At 32.7% G+C, this 18,516-nt stretch carries 18 protein-coding genes and 4 tRNA genes; 14 read left to right on the top strand and 8 right to left on the bottom strand.

What is annotated here, in order from left to right; translation table 11 throughout:
- Positions 1-3 precede the first annotated feature (3 nt).
- From ACTT9X_RS03875 to rlmB, 8 genes are all read right to left on the bottom strand, one after another.
- A complete protein-coding gene (locus ACTT9X_RS03875) occupies positions 4-213 on the bottom strand; it encodes a hypothetical protein (RefSeq protein ID WP_440934354.1) in 210 nt (69 codons plus the stop codon).
- A 179-nt stretch (positions 214-392) separates the two neighbouring features.
- Positions 393-650 (bottom strand): hypothetical protein, encoded by a 258-nt coding sequence (locus tag ACTT9X_RS03870; protein ID WP_440934353.1) that lies wholly within the window; start codon positions 648-650, stop codon positions 393-395.
- Positions 643-1,374: a hypothetical protein gene (locus ACTT9X_RS03865; RefSeq protein WP_440934352.1), complete on the bottom strand. Its 732-nt coding sequence runs from the start codon at positions 1,372-1,374 to the stop codon at positions 643-645. Before ACTT9X_RS03865 ends, ACTT9X_RS03870 begins: the two co-directional genes overlap by 8 nt.
- Positions 1,374-1,808: a hypothetical protein gene (locus ACTT9X_RS03860; protein WP_440934351.1), complete on the bottom strand. Its 435-nt coding sequence runs from the start codon at positions 1,806-1,808 to the stop codon at positions 1,374-1,376. The genes ACTT9X_RS03865 and ACTT9X_RS03860 overlap by 1 nt, the downstream gene beginning before the upstream one ends.
- Before the next feature lie 81 nt (positions 1,809-1,889).
- The gene (locus ACTT9X_RS03855; RefSeq protein ID WP_440934350.1) at positions 1,890-2,342 is read right to left on the bottom strand and encodes a hypothetical protein; all 453 of its coding nucleotides are present in this window, start codon (positions 2,340-2,342) and stop codon (positions 1,890-1,892) included.
- Positions 2,343-2,375: 33 nt separating this feature from the next.
- Complete coding sequence (locus ACTT9X_RS03850) at positions 2,376-3,716, bottom strand: tyrosine-type recombinase/integrase (RefSeq protein ID WP_440934349.1); 1,341 nt, start codon at positions 3,714-3,716, stop codon at positions 2,376-2,378.
- A 217-nt stretch (positions 3,717-3,933) separates the two neighbouring features.
- Positions 3,934-4,009 (bottom strand) — tRNA-Thr (locus ACTT9X_RS03845).
- A 33-nt stretch (positions 4,010-4,042) separates the two neighbouring features.
- Complete coding sequence (gene rlmB, locus ACTT9X_RS03840) at positions 4,043-4,786, bottom strand: 23S rRNA (guanosine(2251)-2'-O)-methyltransferase RlmB (protein ID WP_440934348.1); 744 nt, start codon at positions 4,784-4,786, stop codon at positions 4,043-4,045.
- Positions 4,787-4,915: 129 nt separating this feature from the next.
- Between rlmB and ACTT9X_RS03835 the strand changes: the two genes are divergently transcribed.
- The 14 genes from ACTT9X_RS03835 (at position 4,916) to rpsG (ending at position 18,516) form a co-directional block, all read left to right on the top strand.
- A tRNA-Tyr gene (locus tag ACTT9X_RS03835) sits at positions 4,916-5,001 on the top strand.
- Between the two features lie 44 nt (positions 5,002-5,045).
- Positions 5,046-5,119: transfer RNA gene (locus tag ACTT9X_RS03830), tRNA-Gly, on the top strand.
- Between the two features lie 46 nt (positions 5,120-5,165).
- Positions 5,166-6,356 carry an elongation factor Tu gene (gene tuf / locus ACTT9X_RS03825; protein WP_440934347.1) on the top strand — a complete coding sequence of 397 codons (1,191 nt, stop codon included), beginning with the start codon at positions 5,166-5,168 and terminating at the stop codon, positions 6,354-6,356.
- Between the two features lie 10 nt (positions 6,357-6,366).
- Positions 6,367-6,442 (top strand) — tRNA-Trp (locus ACTT9X_RS03820).
- A gap of 17 nt (positions 6,443-6,459) precedes the next feature.
- On the top strand, positions 6,460-6,651 hold the full coding sequence (secE, locus tag ACTT9X_RS03815) for a preprotein translocase subunit SecE (protein ID WP_440934346.1): 192 nt from the start codon (positions 6,460-6,462) through the stop codon (positions 6,649-6,651).
- The gene (gene nusG, locus ACTT9X_RS03810; protein WP_145597949.1) at positions 6,651-7,181 is read left to right on the top strand and encodes a transcription termination/antitermination protein NusG; all 531 of its coding nucleotides are present in this window, start codon (positions 6,651-6,653) and stop codon (positions 7,179-7,181) included. The genes secE and nusG overlap by 1 nt, the downstream gene beginning before the upstream one ends.
- A complete protein-coding gene (gene rplK, locus ACTT9X_RS03805) occupies positions 7,181-7,606 on the top strand; it encodes a 50S ribosomal protein L11 (RefSeq protein WP_440934345.1) in 426 nt (141 codons plus the stop codon). Before nusG ends, rplK begins: the two co-directional genes overlap by 1 nt.
- A complete protein-coding gene (gene rplA, locus ACTT9X_RS03800; RefSeq protein ID WP_440934344.1) occupies positions 7,606-8,295 on the top strand; it encodes a 50S ribosomal protein L1 in 690 nt (229 codons plus the stop codon). Before rplK ends, rplA begins: the two co-directional genes overlap by 1 nt.
- Positions 8,296-8,300: 5 nt before the next feature.
- Entirely contained in the window at positions 8,301-8,819 is a 519-nt protein-coding gene (gene rplJ / locus ACTT9X_RS03795) for a 50S ribosomal protein L10 (RefSeq protein WP_440934643.1), read from the top strand.
- Positions 8,820-8,824: 5 nt separating this feature from the next.
- Positions 8,825-9,190, top strand: a complete 366-nt coding sequence (rplL, locus tag ACTT9X_RS03790; RefSeq protein WP_145597943.1) for a 50S ribosomal protein L7/L12 — start codon at positions 8,825-8,827, stop codon at positions 9,188-9,190.
- A 56-nt stretch (positions 9,191-9,246) separates the two neighbouring features.
- Complete coding sequence (rpoB, locus tag ACTT9X_RS03785) at positions 9,247-13,335, top strand: DNA-directed RNA polymerase subunit beta (RefSeq protein ID WP_440934343.1); 4,089 nt, start codon at positions 9,247-9,249, stop codon at positions 13,333-13,335.
- Positions 13,335-17,507: a DNA-directed RNA polymerase subunit beta' gene (gene rpoC / locus ACTT9X_RS03780; RefSeq protein ID WP_440934342.1), complete on the top strand. Its 4,173-nt coding sequence runs from the start codon at positions 13,335-13,337 to the stop codon at positions 17,505-17,507. Before rpoB ends, rpoC begins: the two co-directional genes overlap by 1 nt.
- Positions 17,508-17,674: 167 nt before the next feature.
- Complete coding sequence (gene rpsL, locus ACTT9X_RS03775; protein WP_075485279.1) at positions 17,675-18,046, top strand: 30S ribosomal protein S12; 372 nt, start codon at positions 17,675-17,677, stop codon at positions 18,044-18,046.
- Entirely contained in the window at positions 18,046-18,516 is a 471-nt protein-coding gene (gene rpsG / locus ACTT9X_RS03770) for a 30S ribosomal protein S7 (RefSeq protein WP_440934341.1), read from the top strand. Before rpsL ends, rpsG begins: the two co-directional genes overlap by 1 nt.

The raw sequence follows: 18,516 nt of genomic DNA, 5'->3' as shown, positions 1-18,516 counted from the left end.
TTGTTACAACGTCGATCTCCTTTGATCGTTTAACCTGTCGTTGATGTCATCAACGTTGTATAAAATTACACCGCCTCTTTGTGCGTTCTTCTTACGACCAACGACTACAAAGGGCAGGCCGTATCGTCCCCGTCGTTGTTTTGCTAGTGTTGAAACTTTAATCGAATAGATTTCTTCAACTTCTTTAGGTCGTAAAAATTTTTTATTACTCATCTGTTTTCTTTGGTGCTCTCAATGATCTCTTTGATTCATGTCGTATAAACTCGAATTCCTTTGGAAAAAATTTCATCATTTGATGTACAGGTCCCTCAATTACTCCATACATTCTCGGGATATACGTACTCTTGTTAGTCTTATGGTGTTTTGTTTTTGTATATATTTTTATTGTCATTTTAATTATCCACTAGTTCTGGGAAATGATATTCCGCTAAATTTTTCTCTGATTGAGATTTGATTATGTTTTTTAGTTTTATTATTTCCTCGTTCTTTGTTCCTAATACTTGGGTAAGATTATTTATTTTGGTATTCTTTAAACCAATCTCGGTCCACAATTCCTGTATGTGTGTTGATTGTTTGCCTAGACTATCTGTAAGTCGATCTACAATAGATGATTGTTGTTCGAGGATATATTTTAGCTCATATTTATTCATAAGCTTTTTTCCCTCCTAACAATCCACCGATTCCACTAGTTTGATTTTTTATTTTTTCTTCTTGGTCTTTTCTAACTAGCTCATTAAACCTCTGTTCCATTCTAATTGTTTCTGGATCGGGGGCCGTTCTTACAAAACTATTTACAGGGAATATACTTGGCTCAATTTTAAATTCTGGAAGTTTTGTTTTTGTTACAGGTTTTTTCTTTCCCAGGTTATTTGCAATCTTTGTGAACGGACCTTTGCCACCTGTCATTTGTGCGTTACGTTCTAATCTCTCTGCTAACTTTCCAACCTGTTCTGGTGTTGCCTGGGGTTCATCATTCACCCCTAATGCTCTATTAAATTGTTTAGCCATAAAGCTATCTCTGATTGCGATAGTTTTATTTTTATTAACCATCAATCCGTTTGAATCTTGCTTTAACAACAGATCTTCTTTTTTGATGTTTCCTTTTTTAATTTGATCTTTGATGTGTTTGTTTGTTGTGTTGATAAGTGCTTCTGTTTGTTTGCCTCTGTTTGTTACAATAGGATCTTCGTTTTCTTCTATTAATTTTTCTAAATCTATTAATGGTTTTAATTGTGTTTGCGGTACCTCCATGCCAGGTAACGTCATTTGTTTTGGTTTATTCTTTTTTATTTTTTCTTCTGATATTTTCTTTTCTAATGGGGTAGAGGGTCTTGTTAGGTACTCCATCATTTGTTTGTATTCTTTTGGGTTCATTAATCCTTTTTGCCTAACGACATTCTCAATAATTGATTAACTACATCTCGTTCTGCTTCTGTAAGTGATGACAAAGTTTTTCCAGGTGTGAAGTAACTAGCAAGATCAATCTTCTTGATAGGGATATCTTCTTTTTGTTTTAGGTAGTCACTGATTGAAATAACTTTACCACCTTTGTTTAATTCTATTCTTTTGAAATAAGAATCTGGTTTAGATTTCAACCAATCAATAAAGCTTTCACCAGGTTGCTTTTCGTTTTCAAAATCTTCCTGTATTTGATCTGTTAAGTTTTGGAATACGTCGAATTCAATTTTTTCTAAATCTGCTAATTGTTTTTTAGCTTCGCCATCACCTCTGCCAGGAATAGCTTTCTCGACATTTCCGCCCTTTGAGTAATAAGTAAAAGTTGGATCTTTAATAATTTTTGTTTTCATATCCGATTATATAGATCGGATTACTTTGAAATAGAATATATGCGGGAAGTGATTATAGACGATCGTTCCCGATCGTCGGTATTATTTCATCTTAAATAATTTATTTGAGATACTTTTTCCTTTTAATTTTTTATCATCAACAAGAAAGTATCCACCTGTCATCTTAAAATATTTTTTCCAATGTTGTTGGTTTGGTTTGGACCATAAATCATTTATTTGTTTTACGTATTTCTCAACACTATCCCTGGACCATTTAAGATTTTCTTCGTGACGCATAAGGTTATAAAAACTTTTAAAGTCATCTGATTTAACCCAGGTTCTAATTATGTGAGCTCTAGTCTTGCCTTTGTTTTTTGGATCTCTCATCTTCTGTGTGATAACTGCAATTATATTTAATGCGTAAGATGATCTATTAATATCGTAATTAGTTTCTTTACCTTTTTGATTACCTTTTAATAATTTTAAAACTTTATCTGGATCGCGATTAGATGATCGTAAATAACTAATAACTTTTGCCCATTTGTCTTTGCCCATATGCAACCCTTATATATGAACCAGGAACCAGGCTCAATTAACTTGTTTTAAAATTACTTTGTCCTCATCAAAGAATTTAATTTTATTGATACCATCAACAACAGTTTGTCCTACAAGTTTCGCGTACTTTAATGCGATCTCTTCTGTTGTTCCCAATGCTTCTGCAAGAGCTTTTATATCTCTAGTTTCTCTGTAAAAGTTTGTAGCAAAGGTGTGACGTGTAGCATAAACTTTCATATGTCTTTCAACACCACCTAACTTCAATGACTTGTCCCAGGTTTTATCGGGATCAATTATGTGCAGTGATTTACATTTTCCATTTGCAAGTTTTCTTCCATAATCTTTTGATGGAAAAATACAGTTGTTACGTGGATCGTTAACAGGAAAATAAAATCTGGAATCTGGATTATTTAACCTGTCTTTTAAAATCAAATTTAAAACTTTTACTGCGTCATCACCCAGGCCAAAGATAAGCTTTTGATTTTTCTTTGATGTTTTAGTTTCAAATAATCTTATTCTTGGTTCATCACCTTTTAGATATTGGTTCCAGGTAAGTGATGAAGCTTCTTCTGTTCTACGTCCTGTTGTTAATAGAAAGGCAAGCAATAAACATGAAACAGGGTTAAGCTTTCTTTTGATGTAATAATCTTTGTTCAATCTTCCTGTTCTTTGATCAACCTGGACCAATACTTTCATAACTCTTTTGAGCTCTGTTGGATCAAGAAAATCTAAATAAACATTCTCATCATACATAAATTTCTTTTTCATTAAGAACGGATTGTCAGCTTCTTTGACATAATCATTCCAGAATTTACGTAAATAATTTTGTAATCTGTTTGCAGTAGTAGGGGACTTTGATCCTACTATTTGAAACAGATTCTTGAACATTTTCGGTGTGATTGATGAAAGCTTTTTGTACTGAATATCATCTGCACGTAACAACTTATTTAAAATTTCTTTGTCATAAGTGTTTCTAAATATCCAAACTTTAAAGATAGCTTTAATGTTTTTGATGGTGCTAGGTCTATGTCTATTCGCTTCTGTTAACTCATCAATGTAATAGTTCTTTAGAGCTTCACCTAATTGCATTTTCATTATGTCAGATTTCTCTTGTTCTTCTGGGTAGATTCCATTGAAGATATTTTGTGCTAATTGTTTTGCTTTTTTGTGGGCCTCGACTAACCCAACATGCGGATAGTTACCTAATCTTTTTGATACAGGATATTTTTTATTTGGTGTTCTATATTGGTAGTACCAGGTTTTAGTTCCAGAGGTTAACACCCAGAATTGCACTCCAGGATAATTCCCAGGTTTATAATATTTTTTATCTAATCTGTTTAATGAACGACAGATCGCGTCAGTAAGTTTGCCCATAATGTTTCCTTGTCTAGTTTCATAGTTAGTTTAAAAAAGAAAAAGGACAAGCAATCAGAACATACGACGAACGCATTGATCGTATAAAAATGCATTCACTACAAATTCACTACAAGAAGTTCTTCTTTCTTCCTTTGTATGTTCTTTGTTTCGTTCTGTTCTCATCATCATTTTTCTTTCTAATGATCAGAAAAGTTAGGAAACTAAATGTTTGTGATGGTGCCCCCGCACGGATTCGAACCGCGGACCTATTGATTACAAATCAATTGCTCTACCAACTGAGCTACAAGGGCATGTGCAATAATTATTAACTATTTAATAAATAATCAACCTCTTTTTTTTATATAACTTAAGTGATGAAAAACGATTGCTGCGCTATTTGAGATATTTAAACTTTCAATATCTTCATTCATATTTATTTTTACAAAAAAATCAGCATATTTGCCAGTATGCTTTCTCATACCAAAGCCCTCTGAGCCAAAAAGGAGAATATTGTTTCCTTCCCACTTTATATCTGTGAAATCTTTTTGACCTTTTGCATCAAAACCATAAACCCAGAAGTTTTTTTCTCTTAAATTTTTTAACGTTGAATTAATGTTGGTCACTTGGAATATATTCATATGTTCGATACAACCACTTGCTGATTTATACATTAATTTACTATCACGAGGAAAATGTCTCTCTTTAATTATCAATCCATCAATATTAAATGATGCGGCACTTCTTATTAATGAACCAATATTTCTTGGATCAGTAACTTCATCAAGACAGACAAAAGTTAAATTATTTTTACCTTTTATAAATTGTTTTAGATCCGGTTGATCAAAATGTTCAATCTCTGCTACATATCCATTATGCATTAACTGTTCTTTTGATGTATATTTGTCTAATTCTTTTTTGGATTTAAAGTAAACTTTTACGTCTTCCAAAACATTTTTATTTGGATTTTTCCTATGAATATTTTTTTTAGACTCCTCAGTCAAAAAGACCCTTAAAACCTTTCTTTTAGGATTTCTTAGAGCTTCAATAACTGCGTGTTGACCAACAATGAAAAATGATGATTTATTCATAAATTAGCATCTATTTTACATGGTTTTTTTAATATTTTCCTATTAAATCACGTGTTGCATTTGCATAAATAAAATATATAAAACGCTTGTTATTTGAAGCTTTATTGAACAAGGGGACACTTCCCCAAAGGAGGGGTTCCAGAGCGGTCAAATGGGGCGGGCTGTAAACCCGTTGACTTCGGTCTTCGAAAGTTCGAATCTTTCCCCCTCCACCATTTAATAAATTTTAGATAACATGGAGTGTTACTCTTGGGGTTGTGCGGGTGTAGTTCAATGGTAGAACGCTAGCCTTCCAAGCTGGATGTAAGGGTTCGATTCCCTTTACCCGCTCCAAGAAATTAAAATTAGAAGAAACAAAAAAAACTGAGGTATAAACGTAATGTCAAAAGAAAAATTTGTAAGAAATAAACCCCACTGTAACATTGGGACTATTGGTCATGTCGACCATGGTAAAACAACTCTTACTGCCGCTATTACAAATGTATTAGCACAATCTGGCGGTGGAACTGCAGTTGCTTATGATCAGATTGATAAAGCGCCTGAAGAAAAAGAGAGAGGCATAACAATTTCAACAGCACATGTTGAGTATGAAACTGAAAAAAGACACTATGCTCACGTGGATTGTCCTGGTCACGCTGATTATGTTAAAAATATGATCACTGGTGCTGCACAAATGGACGGAGCAATTTTAGTTGTTAATGCAGCTGACGGCCCGATGCCACAAACAAGAGAACATATTCTTTTAGGAAGACAAGTTGGTATTCCAGCAATTGTTGTATACCTAAATAAAGTAGATCAAGTTGACGATAAAGAAATGATTGAACTTGTTGAAGAAGAAATTAAAGAGCTTTTAACTTCATATAAATACCCAGGAGACAAAACACCTATCATTAAAGGTTCTGCATTAGCAGCAGTTGAAGGAAGAGATGATGAAATTGGAAAAAATTCAATTTTAGAATTAATGAAAGCTGTTGATGAACATATCCCACAACCAGCTAGAGAGGTTGATAAACCATTCTTGATGCCAGTTGAGGACGTATTCTCAATTTCTGGAAGAGGAACAGTTGCAACTGGTAGAGTTGAGTCAGGAGTAATTAAAACTGGAGAAGAAGTTGAAATAGTTGGAATTAGAGAAACTAAAAAATCGGTTTGTACTGGAGTTGAGATGTTTAGAAAACTTTTAGACTCAGGTGAAGCTGGAGACAATGTTGGAATTTTGTTGAGAGGTATTGAAAGAACTGATATCGAAAGAGGTCAAGTACTTTGTAAACCTGGCTCAATTACTCCACACACTAAATTTGAGGCTCAAGCATATGTGCTTAAAAAAGATGAGGGTGGAAGACACACACCATTCTTTACTAAGTATAGACCACAGTTTTATTTTAGAACAACAGATGTTACAGGTGAAGTAGAATTACCAGCTGGTACAGAAATGGTTATGCCAGGTGATGATGCTAAATTTACTGTTAAACTTATTACGCCCATAGCTATGGCAGAGAAATTAAACTTTGCTATTAGAGAAGGTGGAAGAACTGTTGGAGCAGGAGTAGTAACTAAAATTATAGAGTAACTCTATAAATAGGAGTGTAGCTCAATTGGTAGAGCGCCGGTCTCCAAAACCGGAGGCTGAGGGTTCGAGTCCCTCCGCTCCTGCCAATTTGAGCTTATAAATTATGAGAAACCCAATTAAATTTATTCAAGAAGTTAAACAAGAGGCTTTTAAAGTTACTTGGCCAACTTGGAAGGAGACATTACAAGGCGCTTTAATGGTTTTCGCTATGGCAGTTGTTATGTCTTTATTTTTTCTTCTTTTAGACCAGGTTTTGAAATTTTTCTTAGAACTCTTACTTAAAGTGAGTATTTAATGAAGAATTGGTACATTGTTCAGTCTCACTCTAGTTTCGAGAATAAAGTAGCTTCCTTAATTAAGGAGGAGGCAGATAAAGCTAAAATTTCTGATAAGTTTGAGGAGATTATTGTACCTACACATGATGTTACTGAGGTGAAGAGAGGCAAAAGAATTCAAAGAAAAAAGAAATACTTTCCTGGATATGTACTAATAAAAAGTGAGATGGATAATAATATTTATCACATGATTAAGAATATAAAGAGGGTTAGTGGTTTTTTGGGTACAAAAGGTATTCCTGTTCCAGTTTCAGATAAAGAAGTAGAGAAAATTTTAGGTCAGATCAAAGATGGTGTTGCCCAGCCAAAATCTGGCGTAGATTACAGCGTAGGTGAAAAAGTTCAGGTTGTAGATGGTCCATTTGCATCATTTACTGGTATGATTGAAGAAATTGATGAAGAAAAAGCTAGACTTAAGGTGTCTGTTTCTATATTTGGTCGTCCTACACCTGTAGATTTAGAATATAATCAGGTTGAGAAGGTAAGTTAATGGCAAAAGAAATTAGTGGATTTATAAAATTGCAAATCAAAGGTGGTCAAGCTAATCCAGCTCCCCCAGTTGGTCCTGCATTGGGTCAACGAGGTGTTAATATTATGGAGTTTTGTAAAGCATTTAACGATAAAACTAAATCAATGGCAGGTAAGCCTGTTCCTGTTGAGATTACTGTTTATAAAGATAAAAAATTTGACTTCAAAATTAAATCACCTCCAGCATCTTTTTACATAAAAGAAGCAGTAAAACTTAAAGGTGGATCTAAAGAACCTGGAAGAAATATTGTTGCTTCAATTTCTAAAAAACAATTAGAAAGTATTGCAAAAGAAAAAATGAATGATTTAAACGCACATGATGTAGAACAAGCTGTAAAAATTATAGCAGGATCAGCTAGATCTATGGGTATTGAGGTAAAAGAATAATGGCATCTAAAAGATATAAAAAACTGTCTGAAAATACAAAAGACTTAAATGCCGAGTCTATTGAAAAATTATTACCTGAACTAAAGAAAAACTGCACTACAAAATTCGATGAGTCTTTAGATTTAAGTTTTAACATAAATAATAAGCAAAAAAAAAGTGAAGTTAATATTAGAACAGTTGTAAATCTACCTGGGGGTACAGGTAAGAAAATTAAAGTTGCTGTTGTTTGTGAAGATAATAAAGCTCAAGACGCAAATGATGCTGGTGCAGATATTGTTGGAGGTGATGAATTTGTTGAAAGAATTAAGGGAGGAGAATTAAATTTTGAAAAATTAATTTGTACTCCAGGAATGATGATTAAACTCTCTAAATTAGGAAAAGTTTTAGGACCAAAAGGTTTGATGCCTAATCCTAAGCTTGGTTCAGTTTCTGAAAATATTAAAGAAGCGGTTACTAACGCTAAATCTGGTCAAGTAGAAATTAGAAATGATAAAGATGGAAACATAGGGGTTAGCATTGGTAAAAAATCTTTTAGTGATGATAAATTACTTAAAAACTTCAATGCAATTTTAGATGCTTTAGAAAAAGAAAAATCAAATAACACTTTAAAAGGTGATTTAATTAGAAGTGTTTTTGCTACATCAACAATGGGTGTTTCATACAAAGTTAAATTAGGGAAATCAATATAATTATGATGAATAAAGAACAAAAGAAAAATTATATTGAAGAAATGATTGGTAAGTTTGAAAACAGCAAAGCTGTTATGGTTACTCATTACCAAGGTTTAAATATGATGCAATTGGATGAATTGAGAGCGAAAATGAGAGAGCATGGTATAATTTTCAAAATTACAAAAAACAGAATTACAAAATTAGCATTAGAAAAAACAAAGTGTAAAGATTTATCCAATTTATTTACTGGTCCTACAGCAGTTGCATTTGGTGAGGACGCTATAATGTCTGCAAGGATTCTCTCAAAATTTGCAAAAGATAACGATAACTTAAAATTAGTTGGTGGAATAATGGATAATGAGGTCTTAGATTCGGCTGGTGTCCAAAATGTAGCAAGTTTACCTACTCTAGATGAGGCAAGAGCCAATATTGTAGGTATTTTGAATGCTTCTGCTTCTAAATTAATCAGTATTTTGCTTGCACATTCAGAAAAAATGAGTAGTTTGTCCGCAGAAAATTCTGAAACACAACCCAAAGAGTAATATATATGCCTGACCTAAACAAAATTATTGAAGATTTATCAAGTTTGACTGTTGCAGAGGCAGCTGAACTTTCAAAACAATTAGAAGAAAAATGGGGAGTAACTCCAATGGCAGCAGCAGCTCCAGCTGCAGCAGGTGGTGCAGCTCCAGCAGAAGATAAAGATGATTTTACAATTATGTTAGTTTCTGCAGGTGATAAAAAGATTAATGTTATTAAAGAAGTAAGAGCAGCTACTTCATTAGGTTTAAAAGAAGCTAAAGATCTTGTAGAGGGAGCACCAAAAGAAGTTAAATCTGGTGTAAACAAAAAAGACGCTGAAGAGATCAAAGCTAAGTTAGAAGCTGCTGGCGCTAAAGTAGAACTTAAATAAATTAAATAGAAAGAATTCGAATACTGATTATTTTTAATCAGTATTTATAAACATAAATGCAATTATCTTTTACTGAAAAGAAAAATATAAGAAAAAGTTTTGGTAAACTCAAAGAAAGTTTATCTATTCCCAACTTAATCGAAGTACAAAAAAATTCTTATAAAGAATTAACTGAATTCAATGCTGAAGCAGCTGAACTTGCCAAAGGATTCGACAGAGTATTTAAAAGTATTTTCCCTATTGAGGACTTAAACGATAAAGCAACTTTAGAGTATGTTTCATACAGATTGGAAAAACCAAAATTTGATGTTGAAGAGTGTATTGCACGAGGTCTTACATATTCATCAGCACTAAAGTGTACTTTAAGATTAGTGGTTTATGAAATAGATCAAGAAAATAATACAAAAGATATTTTATCAGCTAAAGAGCAAGAAGTTTATATGGGAGAAGTTCCTATGATGACTAATAGTGGAACTTTTATAACTAACGGTGTTCAAAGAGTAGTTGTAAACCAAATGCATAGAAGTCCAGGTGTATTTTTTGATCATGATAAAGGAAAAACTCATGCAAGTGGGAAACTTTTATTTAATTGTAGAGTAATACCCAATAGAGGCTCGTGGTTAGATTTTGAATATGACGTTAAGGATTTTCTATATTTTAAAATTGACAGAAAAAAGAAAATTTTTTCGTCTACTTTACTATTAGCTCTAGGTTATACTAAATCAGAAATAGTGGATGAGTTCTATAAAAGTGAACAGTATATTTTCGATCCAAAAACAGAAAAGTGGAAAACTAAATTTAATCCTGAAAACTACAAAGCAAAAAATTTCTCAGAAGAAGTAATAGATGCAAAAACTGGTGAAGTAGTAATTAAATTAGGTGATAAGATTAATTTTTTAAATGCAAAAAAATTAGCTAATGATGGTTTGAAGGACATACTAGTTTCTAGAGAGTCTTTGTTTGGTAAATTTTTACACAGAGACGTCAAAATCAATGAAGACGAGGACGGTGTATTTAAAATTGGTACTGAGTTAAATGATACAATAATTCAACAAATTTTGAGTGCAAATATACACACACTTCAAATTTCAGTTACAAACTCTATTAACAAAGGGCCTTATCTACTTACAACTATTTTAGCTGATAAAAATAATACTAAAGATGAAGCTATCACAGAAATCTATAAAATGTTAAGACCTGGTGAGCCCCCAACGATAGAGATAGCAACTCAAATATTTAATAATCTTTTTTTTAGCTCAGACAGATATGATTTGTCTGATGTTGGAAGAGTTAAAATGAACTCAAGATTAAACCAAGAGTGTTCTGATAAAATTACCATATTGAGAAATGACGATATCATATCAATTATTCATAAAATGTTAGATTTACGTGATGGTAAAGATGATGTTGATGACATTGATCACCTAGGAAATAGAAGAGTTCGTTCTGTTGGAGAGCTAGTTGAGAACCAAGCTAGAATTGGTGTTTATAGAATGGAAAGAGCTATTAAAGAAAAAATGACAACTTTAGATGTTGAGTCAGCTATGCCACAAGATTTAATTAATGCAAAACCATTAACAGTTTCATTGAAAGATTTTTTTGCAAGTTCACAACTATCTCAATTTATGGACCAAACAAATCCATTATCTGAAATTACTCACAAGAGAAGAGTTTCTGCATTAGGTCCAGGTGGCTTAACAAGAGAAAGAGCAGGTTTTGAAGTTAGAGACGTCCATCCAACTCACTATGGAAGAATTTGTCCAATTGAAACACCTGAAGGTCCAAATATTGGTTTGATTAATAGTTTATCTACATATGCAAAAATCAATAAGTATGGTTTTATAGAAAGTCCATACAAAAGAGTCAAAGACAGTGTTGTTCAAGATAAAGTCGAATACTTATCTGCAATGGAAGAAACAAAATTCACAATTGCTCAAGCAAATACAAAGCTTGATAAAAATGGAAAAATTACTGAGGAATTAGTTTCGTGCAGACAAAATCTAAACTTTCTTTTAGCTAAGCCTGATTCAATTGATTACATCGACGTATCACCAAAACAATTAGTTTCAGTTGCAGCATCTTTAATTCCATTTTTAGAAAATGATGATGCAAACAGAGCCTTAATGGGATCAAACATGATGAGGCAAGCGGTTCCATTATTAAAACCTGAGTCACCACTTGTTGGTACAGGAATTGAAAGCGATGTTGCTCTAGACTCTGGTGTAACTATAGTTGCTAAGCGTGATGGTATTGTTGATAAAATAGATGGTAAAAGAATTGTTATAAAAGTAACTGAGGAAACTGATTTTGCTAAATCAGGAGTAGATATATATAACCTTCAAAAATTTAAAAGATCAAATCAAAATACTTGTATAAATCAAAGACCGCTTGTTAGAGTTGGTGATAAAGTTAAATCTGGAGACATTATCGCCGATGGTCCTTCAACAAAATTAGGTGAACTTGCTTTAGGTAAGAATGTTACCGTGGCATTCATGCCGTGGCAAGGTTATAACTTTGAGGACTCTATTCTAATTTCAGAAAGATGTGTAACAGATGACGTCTTTACATCTGTTCATATTGTTGAATATGAAATAATGGCTAGAGATACAAAGCTTGGTGAAGAGGAAATTACAAGAGATATACCAAATGTAAATGAAGAGGCTTTAAAAAACCTTGATGAATCAGGAATAGTTTATATCGGTGCAGAGGTAAATGCTGGAGATATTTTAGTTGGTAAAGTTACTCCAAAAGGAGATTCAGCCTCTGGTCCTGAAGAAAAATTATTAAGATCAATTTTTGGAGAAAAAGCTATTGATGTAACGGATACATCTCTAAGAATGTCTAGAGGATCAAGCGGAACAGTAGTTGATGTAAGAGTATTCAATAGACATGGAATTGATAAAGATGAAAGATCAATAACTATTGAAAGAGCTGAAATAGAGCAAGTCCAACAAGATAAAATTGTTGAAGAAGAAATACTAGAAAGAAGTATTAAACAAAGAGCTTCACAATTCTTATCAGGATCATCCTTAACCAAAAAAGTAAAAGATTTATCCGAAGGAACTAAATTAGATTTTGATACAATTAACAAGCTATCAATTAATGATGTTTTCAAAATTACAGTAGGAAATGTTAATGATGAAGCAACATTAACTAAATTAAAAGATCAATATAATAGAGCTAAACAAGATATTACGGAGAGATTTGAGGATAAAGTTTTAAAAATCAGAAGTGGTGATGATTTATTACCAAGCGTTATGAAAATGGTAAAAGTATTTGTTGCTATAAAAAGAAGATTAAGACCTGGTGACAAGATGTCAGGAAGACATGGCAATAAAGGAGTTGTAAGTAAAATTGTTCCTGTTGAAGATATGCCATATAGAGAAGACGGTAGACCAGTTGATATTGTATTGAATCCATTAGGTGTTCCAAGCAGGATGAACGTTGGACAAATTTTAGAAACACATTTGGGTTGGGCATGTAAAGAATTTGGTGAAAAAGTTAAAAACTTAGTAAATGAAAATAATAAAAAAATTGAGAGAACTGAAAAAATTGAAAAATTCTTAAAATCTGTTTATGGAGAAGAAATTTTCAATGAAAAAGTAAACAAGTTAAGTAAGAGTGAATTTAAAGATCTTTGTGAAAATTTACAAAATGGTATTGCAATCTCAACACCTGTTTTTGATGGTGCTAAAGAAAAAAATGTTACTGAGATGCTTGAATTAGCAAATTTACCAGGATCAGGGCAAACTTATTTATGGGATGGAAGAACAGGAGAAAAATTTGATAGACCTGTGACTGTGGGAATAATCTATATGCTAAAACTCCATCACTTGGTTGAGGATAAAATTCATGCAAGATCTACTGGACCTTACAGTCTGGTAACTCAACAACCCCTTGGTGGTAAAGCTCAGTTAGGTGGTCAAAGATTTGGTGAAATGGAAGTGTGGGCTCTTGAAGCTTATGGCGCATCTTACACATTGCAGGAAATTTTAACTGTTAAATCAGATGATGTTGCAGGAAGAGTCAAAGTTTACGAGACTATAGTGAAAGGTGAGGAAAATTTTGAGTCTGGTATACCAGAGTCATTTAACGTTTTAGTTAAAGAGATAAAATCATTAGCATTAAATGTGGAGCTTAATTAATGAAAAAAGAATTAACAGATTTATTTAAGGGTAGCGAAATTTCAGAGGCTCAAAATTTTAATAGCATTAAAATTTCACTTGCAAGCCCTGAAAAAATCAAATCTTGGACATTTGGTGAAATTAAAAAACCTGAAACAATAAATTACAGAACATTTAGACCTGAAAAAGATGGTTTATTCTGTGCAAGAATTTTTGGACCTATAAAAGATTACGAATGTTTATGCGGTAAGTATAAACGAATGAAATTTAGAGGAATTATTTGTGAGAAGTGTGGTGTTGAAGTTACTAAATCAAATGTGAGAAGAGAGAGAATGGGCCACATTAATCTTGCTACCCCAGTTGCACATATTTGGTTTTTAAAGTCTCTTCCAAGCAGAATTGCATTAGCGGTAGATATGAAACTAAAGGAGATAGAGAGAGTTCTTTATTTTGAAAACTTTATAGTAATCGAACCAGGTTTAACTGGTTTACAAAAAAATCAACTTTTAAATGAGGAAGAGCTAGCAAAATACCAAGACGAATTTGGTGAAGAGAGTTTTACGGCGGGTATAGGTGCGGAAGCTGTACTAGAAATGTTGAAAAACCTAGATTTAGAATTAGAAAGAAAAAATCTTGTTAGTTTTATTAAAGAAACTAAATCAAAGGTTAATGAGGAAAGAGCAATTAAAAGATTAAAGCTAATAGAATCGTTTTTAGAAACAGGTCAAAAACCTGAGTGGATGATTATGACGGTAGTTCCAGTTATACCACCTGAATTAAGACCTTTAGTTCCTCTGGATGGTGGAAGATTTGCTACTTCAGATCTTAACGATTTATACAGAAGAGTAATTAACAGAAATAACAGACTAAAAAGACTAATGGATCTTAAAGCTCCAGATATTATTGTAAGAAACGAAAAAAGGATGCTTCAAGAGTCGGTAGATGCTCTATTTGATAATGGTAGAAGAGGTAGAGTAATTACAGGAACAGGTAAGAGACCACTTAAATCTCTTGCAGAAATGCTGAAAGGTAAACAAGGTAGATTTAGACAGAATCTTCTAGGTAAACGAGTTGATTATTCGGGAAGATCTGTAATCGTTGTTGGTCCAGATTTGAAACTCCATGAATGTGGATTACCGAAAAAAATGGCTTTAGAATTATTTAAACCTTTTTTATATGCAAGATTAAATAAATTAGGTTTAGCTTCAACAATTAAACAAGCTAAAAAATTAGTTGAAAAAGAAACTAATGCAGTTTGGGATGCTTTAGAATTGATAGTTAGAGAACATCCTGTGCTTTTAAATAGAGCGCCAACACTTCATAGACTTGGAGTTCAAGCATTTGAGCCGAAATTAATTGAAGGTGATGCAATTGAATTACATCCTTTAACTTGTGCAGCATTTAATGCTGATTTTGATGGTGACCAAATGGCAGTTCACGTTCCATTAAGTTTAGAAGCACAATTAGAAGCGAGAATTTTAATGTTATCTACAAACAATATTCTTTCTCCATCAAACGGTAAACCAATTATCGTTCCAAGTCAGGATATGATTTTAGGAATTTACTATTTGTCCCAAGAGCCTATATCTGACAAACCAGCAGGATACTTTACAAATTCAGATCAAATTGAATTTGCATTATCATCTGGTCAAATAAATGTTCATAGCACTATTATTTCAAGATTTGAGACTGTAGATGATCAAGGTAACAAAAAAATGGAAAAATATACTTCTACAGCTGGAAGATTTTTATTAGCAAATTTATTACCCAAGAATAGCAACATTAAGTTTTCTTTAGTAGATAGGTTATTGCCTAAAAAAGTAGTTTCAGAAATAATTGATGTTGTTTTTAGATTTTGTGGTCAAAAAACAACTGTAATTTTCTGTGATAAACTGAAAGATTTAGGATTTAAACATGCATTTAAAGCAGGAATTTCGTTTGGAAAAGATGATCTTGTAATCCCAGCAAATAAAACTCAATTGATCGATGATACAAAAAAACTAATTGCAGATTATGAAACCCAATATGCCGAAGGTTTAATTACAAGAGGTGAAAAATATAACAAAGTTGTTGATGCTTGGTCTAAGTGTACGGATAAAGTTGCCGGTGAAATGATGAAGGGAATTTCAGCCACAGAAAAAACTGATGAAGGATTAAAAATAAATTCTGTATTTATGATGGCTGACAGTGGAGCAAGAGGATCTGCCGCTCAAATGAAACAATTAGCCGGTATGAGAGGTTTGATTGCTAAACCTTCAGGGGAAATTATTGAAAGTCCAATTATTTCAAACTTTAAAGAGGGATTAACTGCTTTAGAGTACTTTAATTCTACTCACGGAGCTAGAAAAGGATTAGCAGATACAGCTCTAAAAACAGCTAGTTCTGGATATTTAACCAGAAGACTTTGTGATGTAGCACAAGATTTAACAATAACTAAAGTTAAATGCGATAATCCAGGATTTATTGAGCTTTCTGAAATTTTAGAGGGTGGTAATGTTGTTGTAAGTTTGTCAGAAAGAGCATTGGGAAGAGTTACAGCTGCTGAAGTCAAAAATCCATTAACTGGTGAAGTAATAATAAAAAAATCTGAGATGGTTGATGAGGCTGGCTGCGATAAGATTGATGCTGCAGGTGTAAAATCAATAAAAGTTTATTCTGTAATGACCTGTAGTTCAAAAGAGGGTGTTTGTGCTACTTGTTATGGAAGAGATTTATCTAGAGGTAAGATGGTTCATGTTGGTGAAGCTATAGGAATGATTTCAGCTCAATCAATTGGAGAGCCAGGAACACAATTAACAATGAGAACGTTTCACGTAGGGGGAACAGCTTCAGTTAAGCAAGATTCTCAGATAATTACTAAAAGTGATGGAACTTTAAAAATTATAAATTCAAATATTTTAGAGGATTCTAAAAAGAATTTGATTGTTATGGGAAGAAATACTCAGCTTTCCATAGAGGATGACAAAGGTGTTCAGATAGCAGTATATAAAGTTGCTTATGGCTCGAGGTTATTTTTTAATAACGGGGACAAAGTAAAAGCTAATACTAAAATATGTGAATGGGATCCATATACAACTCCAGTTATCGCAGAAAAAAGTGGTACAGCTAGTTATGTAGATTTAATTGACGGTGTATCAATTCAAGAAACCACTGACGATGCAACAGGAATTTCTTCTAAATCAGTAATTGATTGGAGAGGCCAATCAAAAAGTACTGATTTAAAACCTAGAATAACTCTTAGAGATGAAAAAGGAAATGTAATTAAAAAAGCTGACGATAATGAAGCTAGATATTATTTGGTACCAGATTCGATTTTATCAGTTAAAGATGGTCAAAAAGTTTATGCAGGTGATGTAATTGCAAGATTACCAAAGGAAACTACAAAAACAAAAGATATTACTGGAGGTCTTCCAAGAGTTGCTGAGTTATTTGAAGCTAGAAAAGCTAAGGATAGTGCAATCATTGCTGAAAATGATGGTAGTGTAGTATTTGGAAAAGAAGTAAGAGGTAAACAAAGAGTATCTATTGTTCCTGAAGATGGATCAGAACCTTCAAATTATTTAATCCCAAAAGGTAAACATATCAATTTCAATCCAGGTGAAAAAATTCAAAAAGGAGAGTATCTTTTAGATGGGCAACCACTGCCACATGATATTTTAAGAATTTTAGGAATTAAAGAATTAACAGAATATTTTGTCAATCAAGTTCAAGAAGTATATAGATTACAAGGTGTAATAATAAATGATAAGCATATTGAAACTATTTTAAGACAAATGCTTAAAAAGGTTGAAGTTAAAGTATCTGGTGATTCAAGTTATTTACCTGGTGAAGTCGTTGATAGAATTAAGTTTGATAATATCAATGAAAAACTAGTTGCAGAGGGCAAAACGCCAGCAGTTGGAGAAAGAGTTCTAATGGGAATTACCAAAGCTTCACTTCAAACAGAGTCGTTTATTTCTGCGGCATCTTTCCAAGAAACAACGAGAGTATTGACAGATGCTGCAATTAAAGGAAAGGTAGATCCTTTAAACGGCTTAAAAGAGAATGTTATTGTTGGAAGATTAGTTCCTGCTGGAACTGGTAATATTAAAAACAGATGGAACAATAAGGCTCTAGAAGACGATAAAAACTTCTTAGCGGAGCAAGATAAGTTAGAGGCTTCTGAACCTGAAGAAACACAGACAAATCAGTAAAAAAATCACTTAAAAATTGCAGTTTTAGTTTGACAAAGAGCTATTAATAAGTAATTTGGCGGTGTTTTTGGTTGGAATGTAGTGCTTCTAACAGCACTAAACGCTGCCACAAAATAACCTGTCAGTTATTTTCATCTAAAAATAAATTAATTAATTTAAAAAAATTTATGCCAACTATTAATCAGTTGTTAAGAAAAAAAAGGGTTAAACCAGTTGCAAGGAATAAAGTTCCTGCCTTACAAAAACAACCTCTAAAGAGAGGTGTTTGCGTGAAAGTTTATACAACAACCCCTAAGAAACCAAACTCTGCATTACGGAAAGTTGCTAGAGTTAGATTATCAAATGGATTTGAAGTCACAGCTTATATTCCTGGTGAAGGTCACAACCTTCAAGAACACTCGGTAGTACTGATTAGAGGTGGTAGGGTAAAAGATCTACCAGGTGTTCGTTATCATATTCTAAGAGGTAATCTAGATACACAAGGTGTTGCTAATAGAAAACAAAGAAGATCTTTATACGGAACAAAAAAAGGTAAATAATGTCTAGAAAAAAAACTCAGCCAAAAAAAAATGTTGTTCCAGATCCAAAATTTAAATCAACTATTATTCCAAAATTAATCAACAACATCATGTATGATGGTAAAAGAGGTATCGCTGCTAAAATAGTTTATGACGCTATTGATAAAATAAAAACAAAAACAAAAGATGAACCAATAAATATTTTTAATGAAGCAATTAATAATATAAAACCAACTGTAGAAGTTAGATCTAGAAGAGTTGGTGGCGCAACCTATCAAGTTCCTGTTGAGGTAAAAAGTAAAAGAGCACAAGCTTTGGCAATAAGATGGTTAGTTGATTCAGCAAGAAAAAGAAAAGATAAACATATGGCAGATAAAATTTTCAATGAACTTTATGATGCTTATGAAAAAAAAGGTGCTGCTGTTAAAAAAAGAGAGGATGTCCATAAAATGGCAGAGTCTAACAAGGCATTTGCACATTTTAGGTGGTAA

The organism is Candidatus Pelagibacter sp., from assembly GCF_052049855.1.
Taxonomy (GTDB): Bacteria; Pseudomonadota; Alphaproteobacteria; order Pelagibacterales; family Pelagibacteraceae; genus Pelagibacter.
Note: the sequence above shows the minus strand (reverse complement) of the source record. Positions and strands in the feature narration are given on the sequence as shown.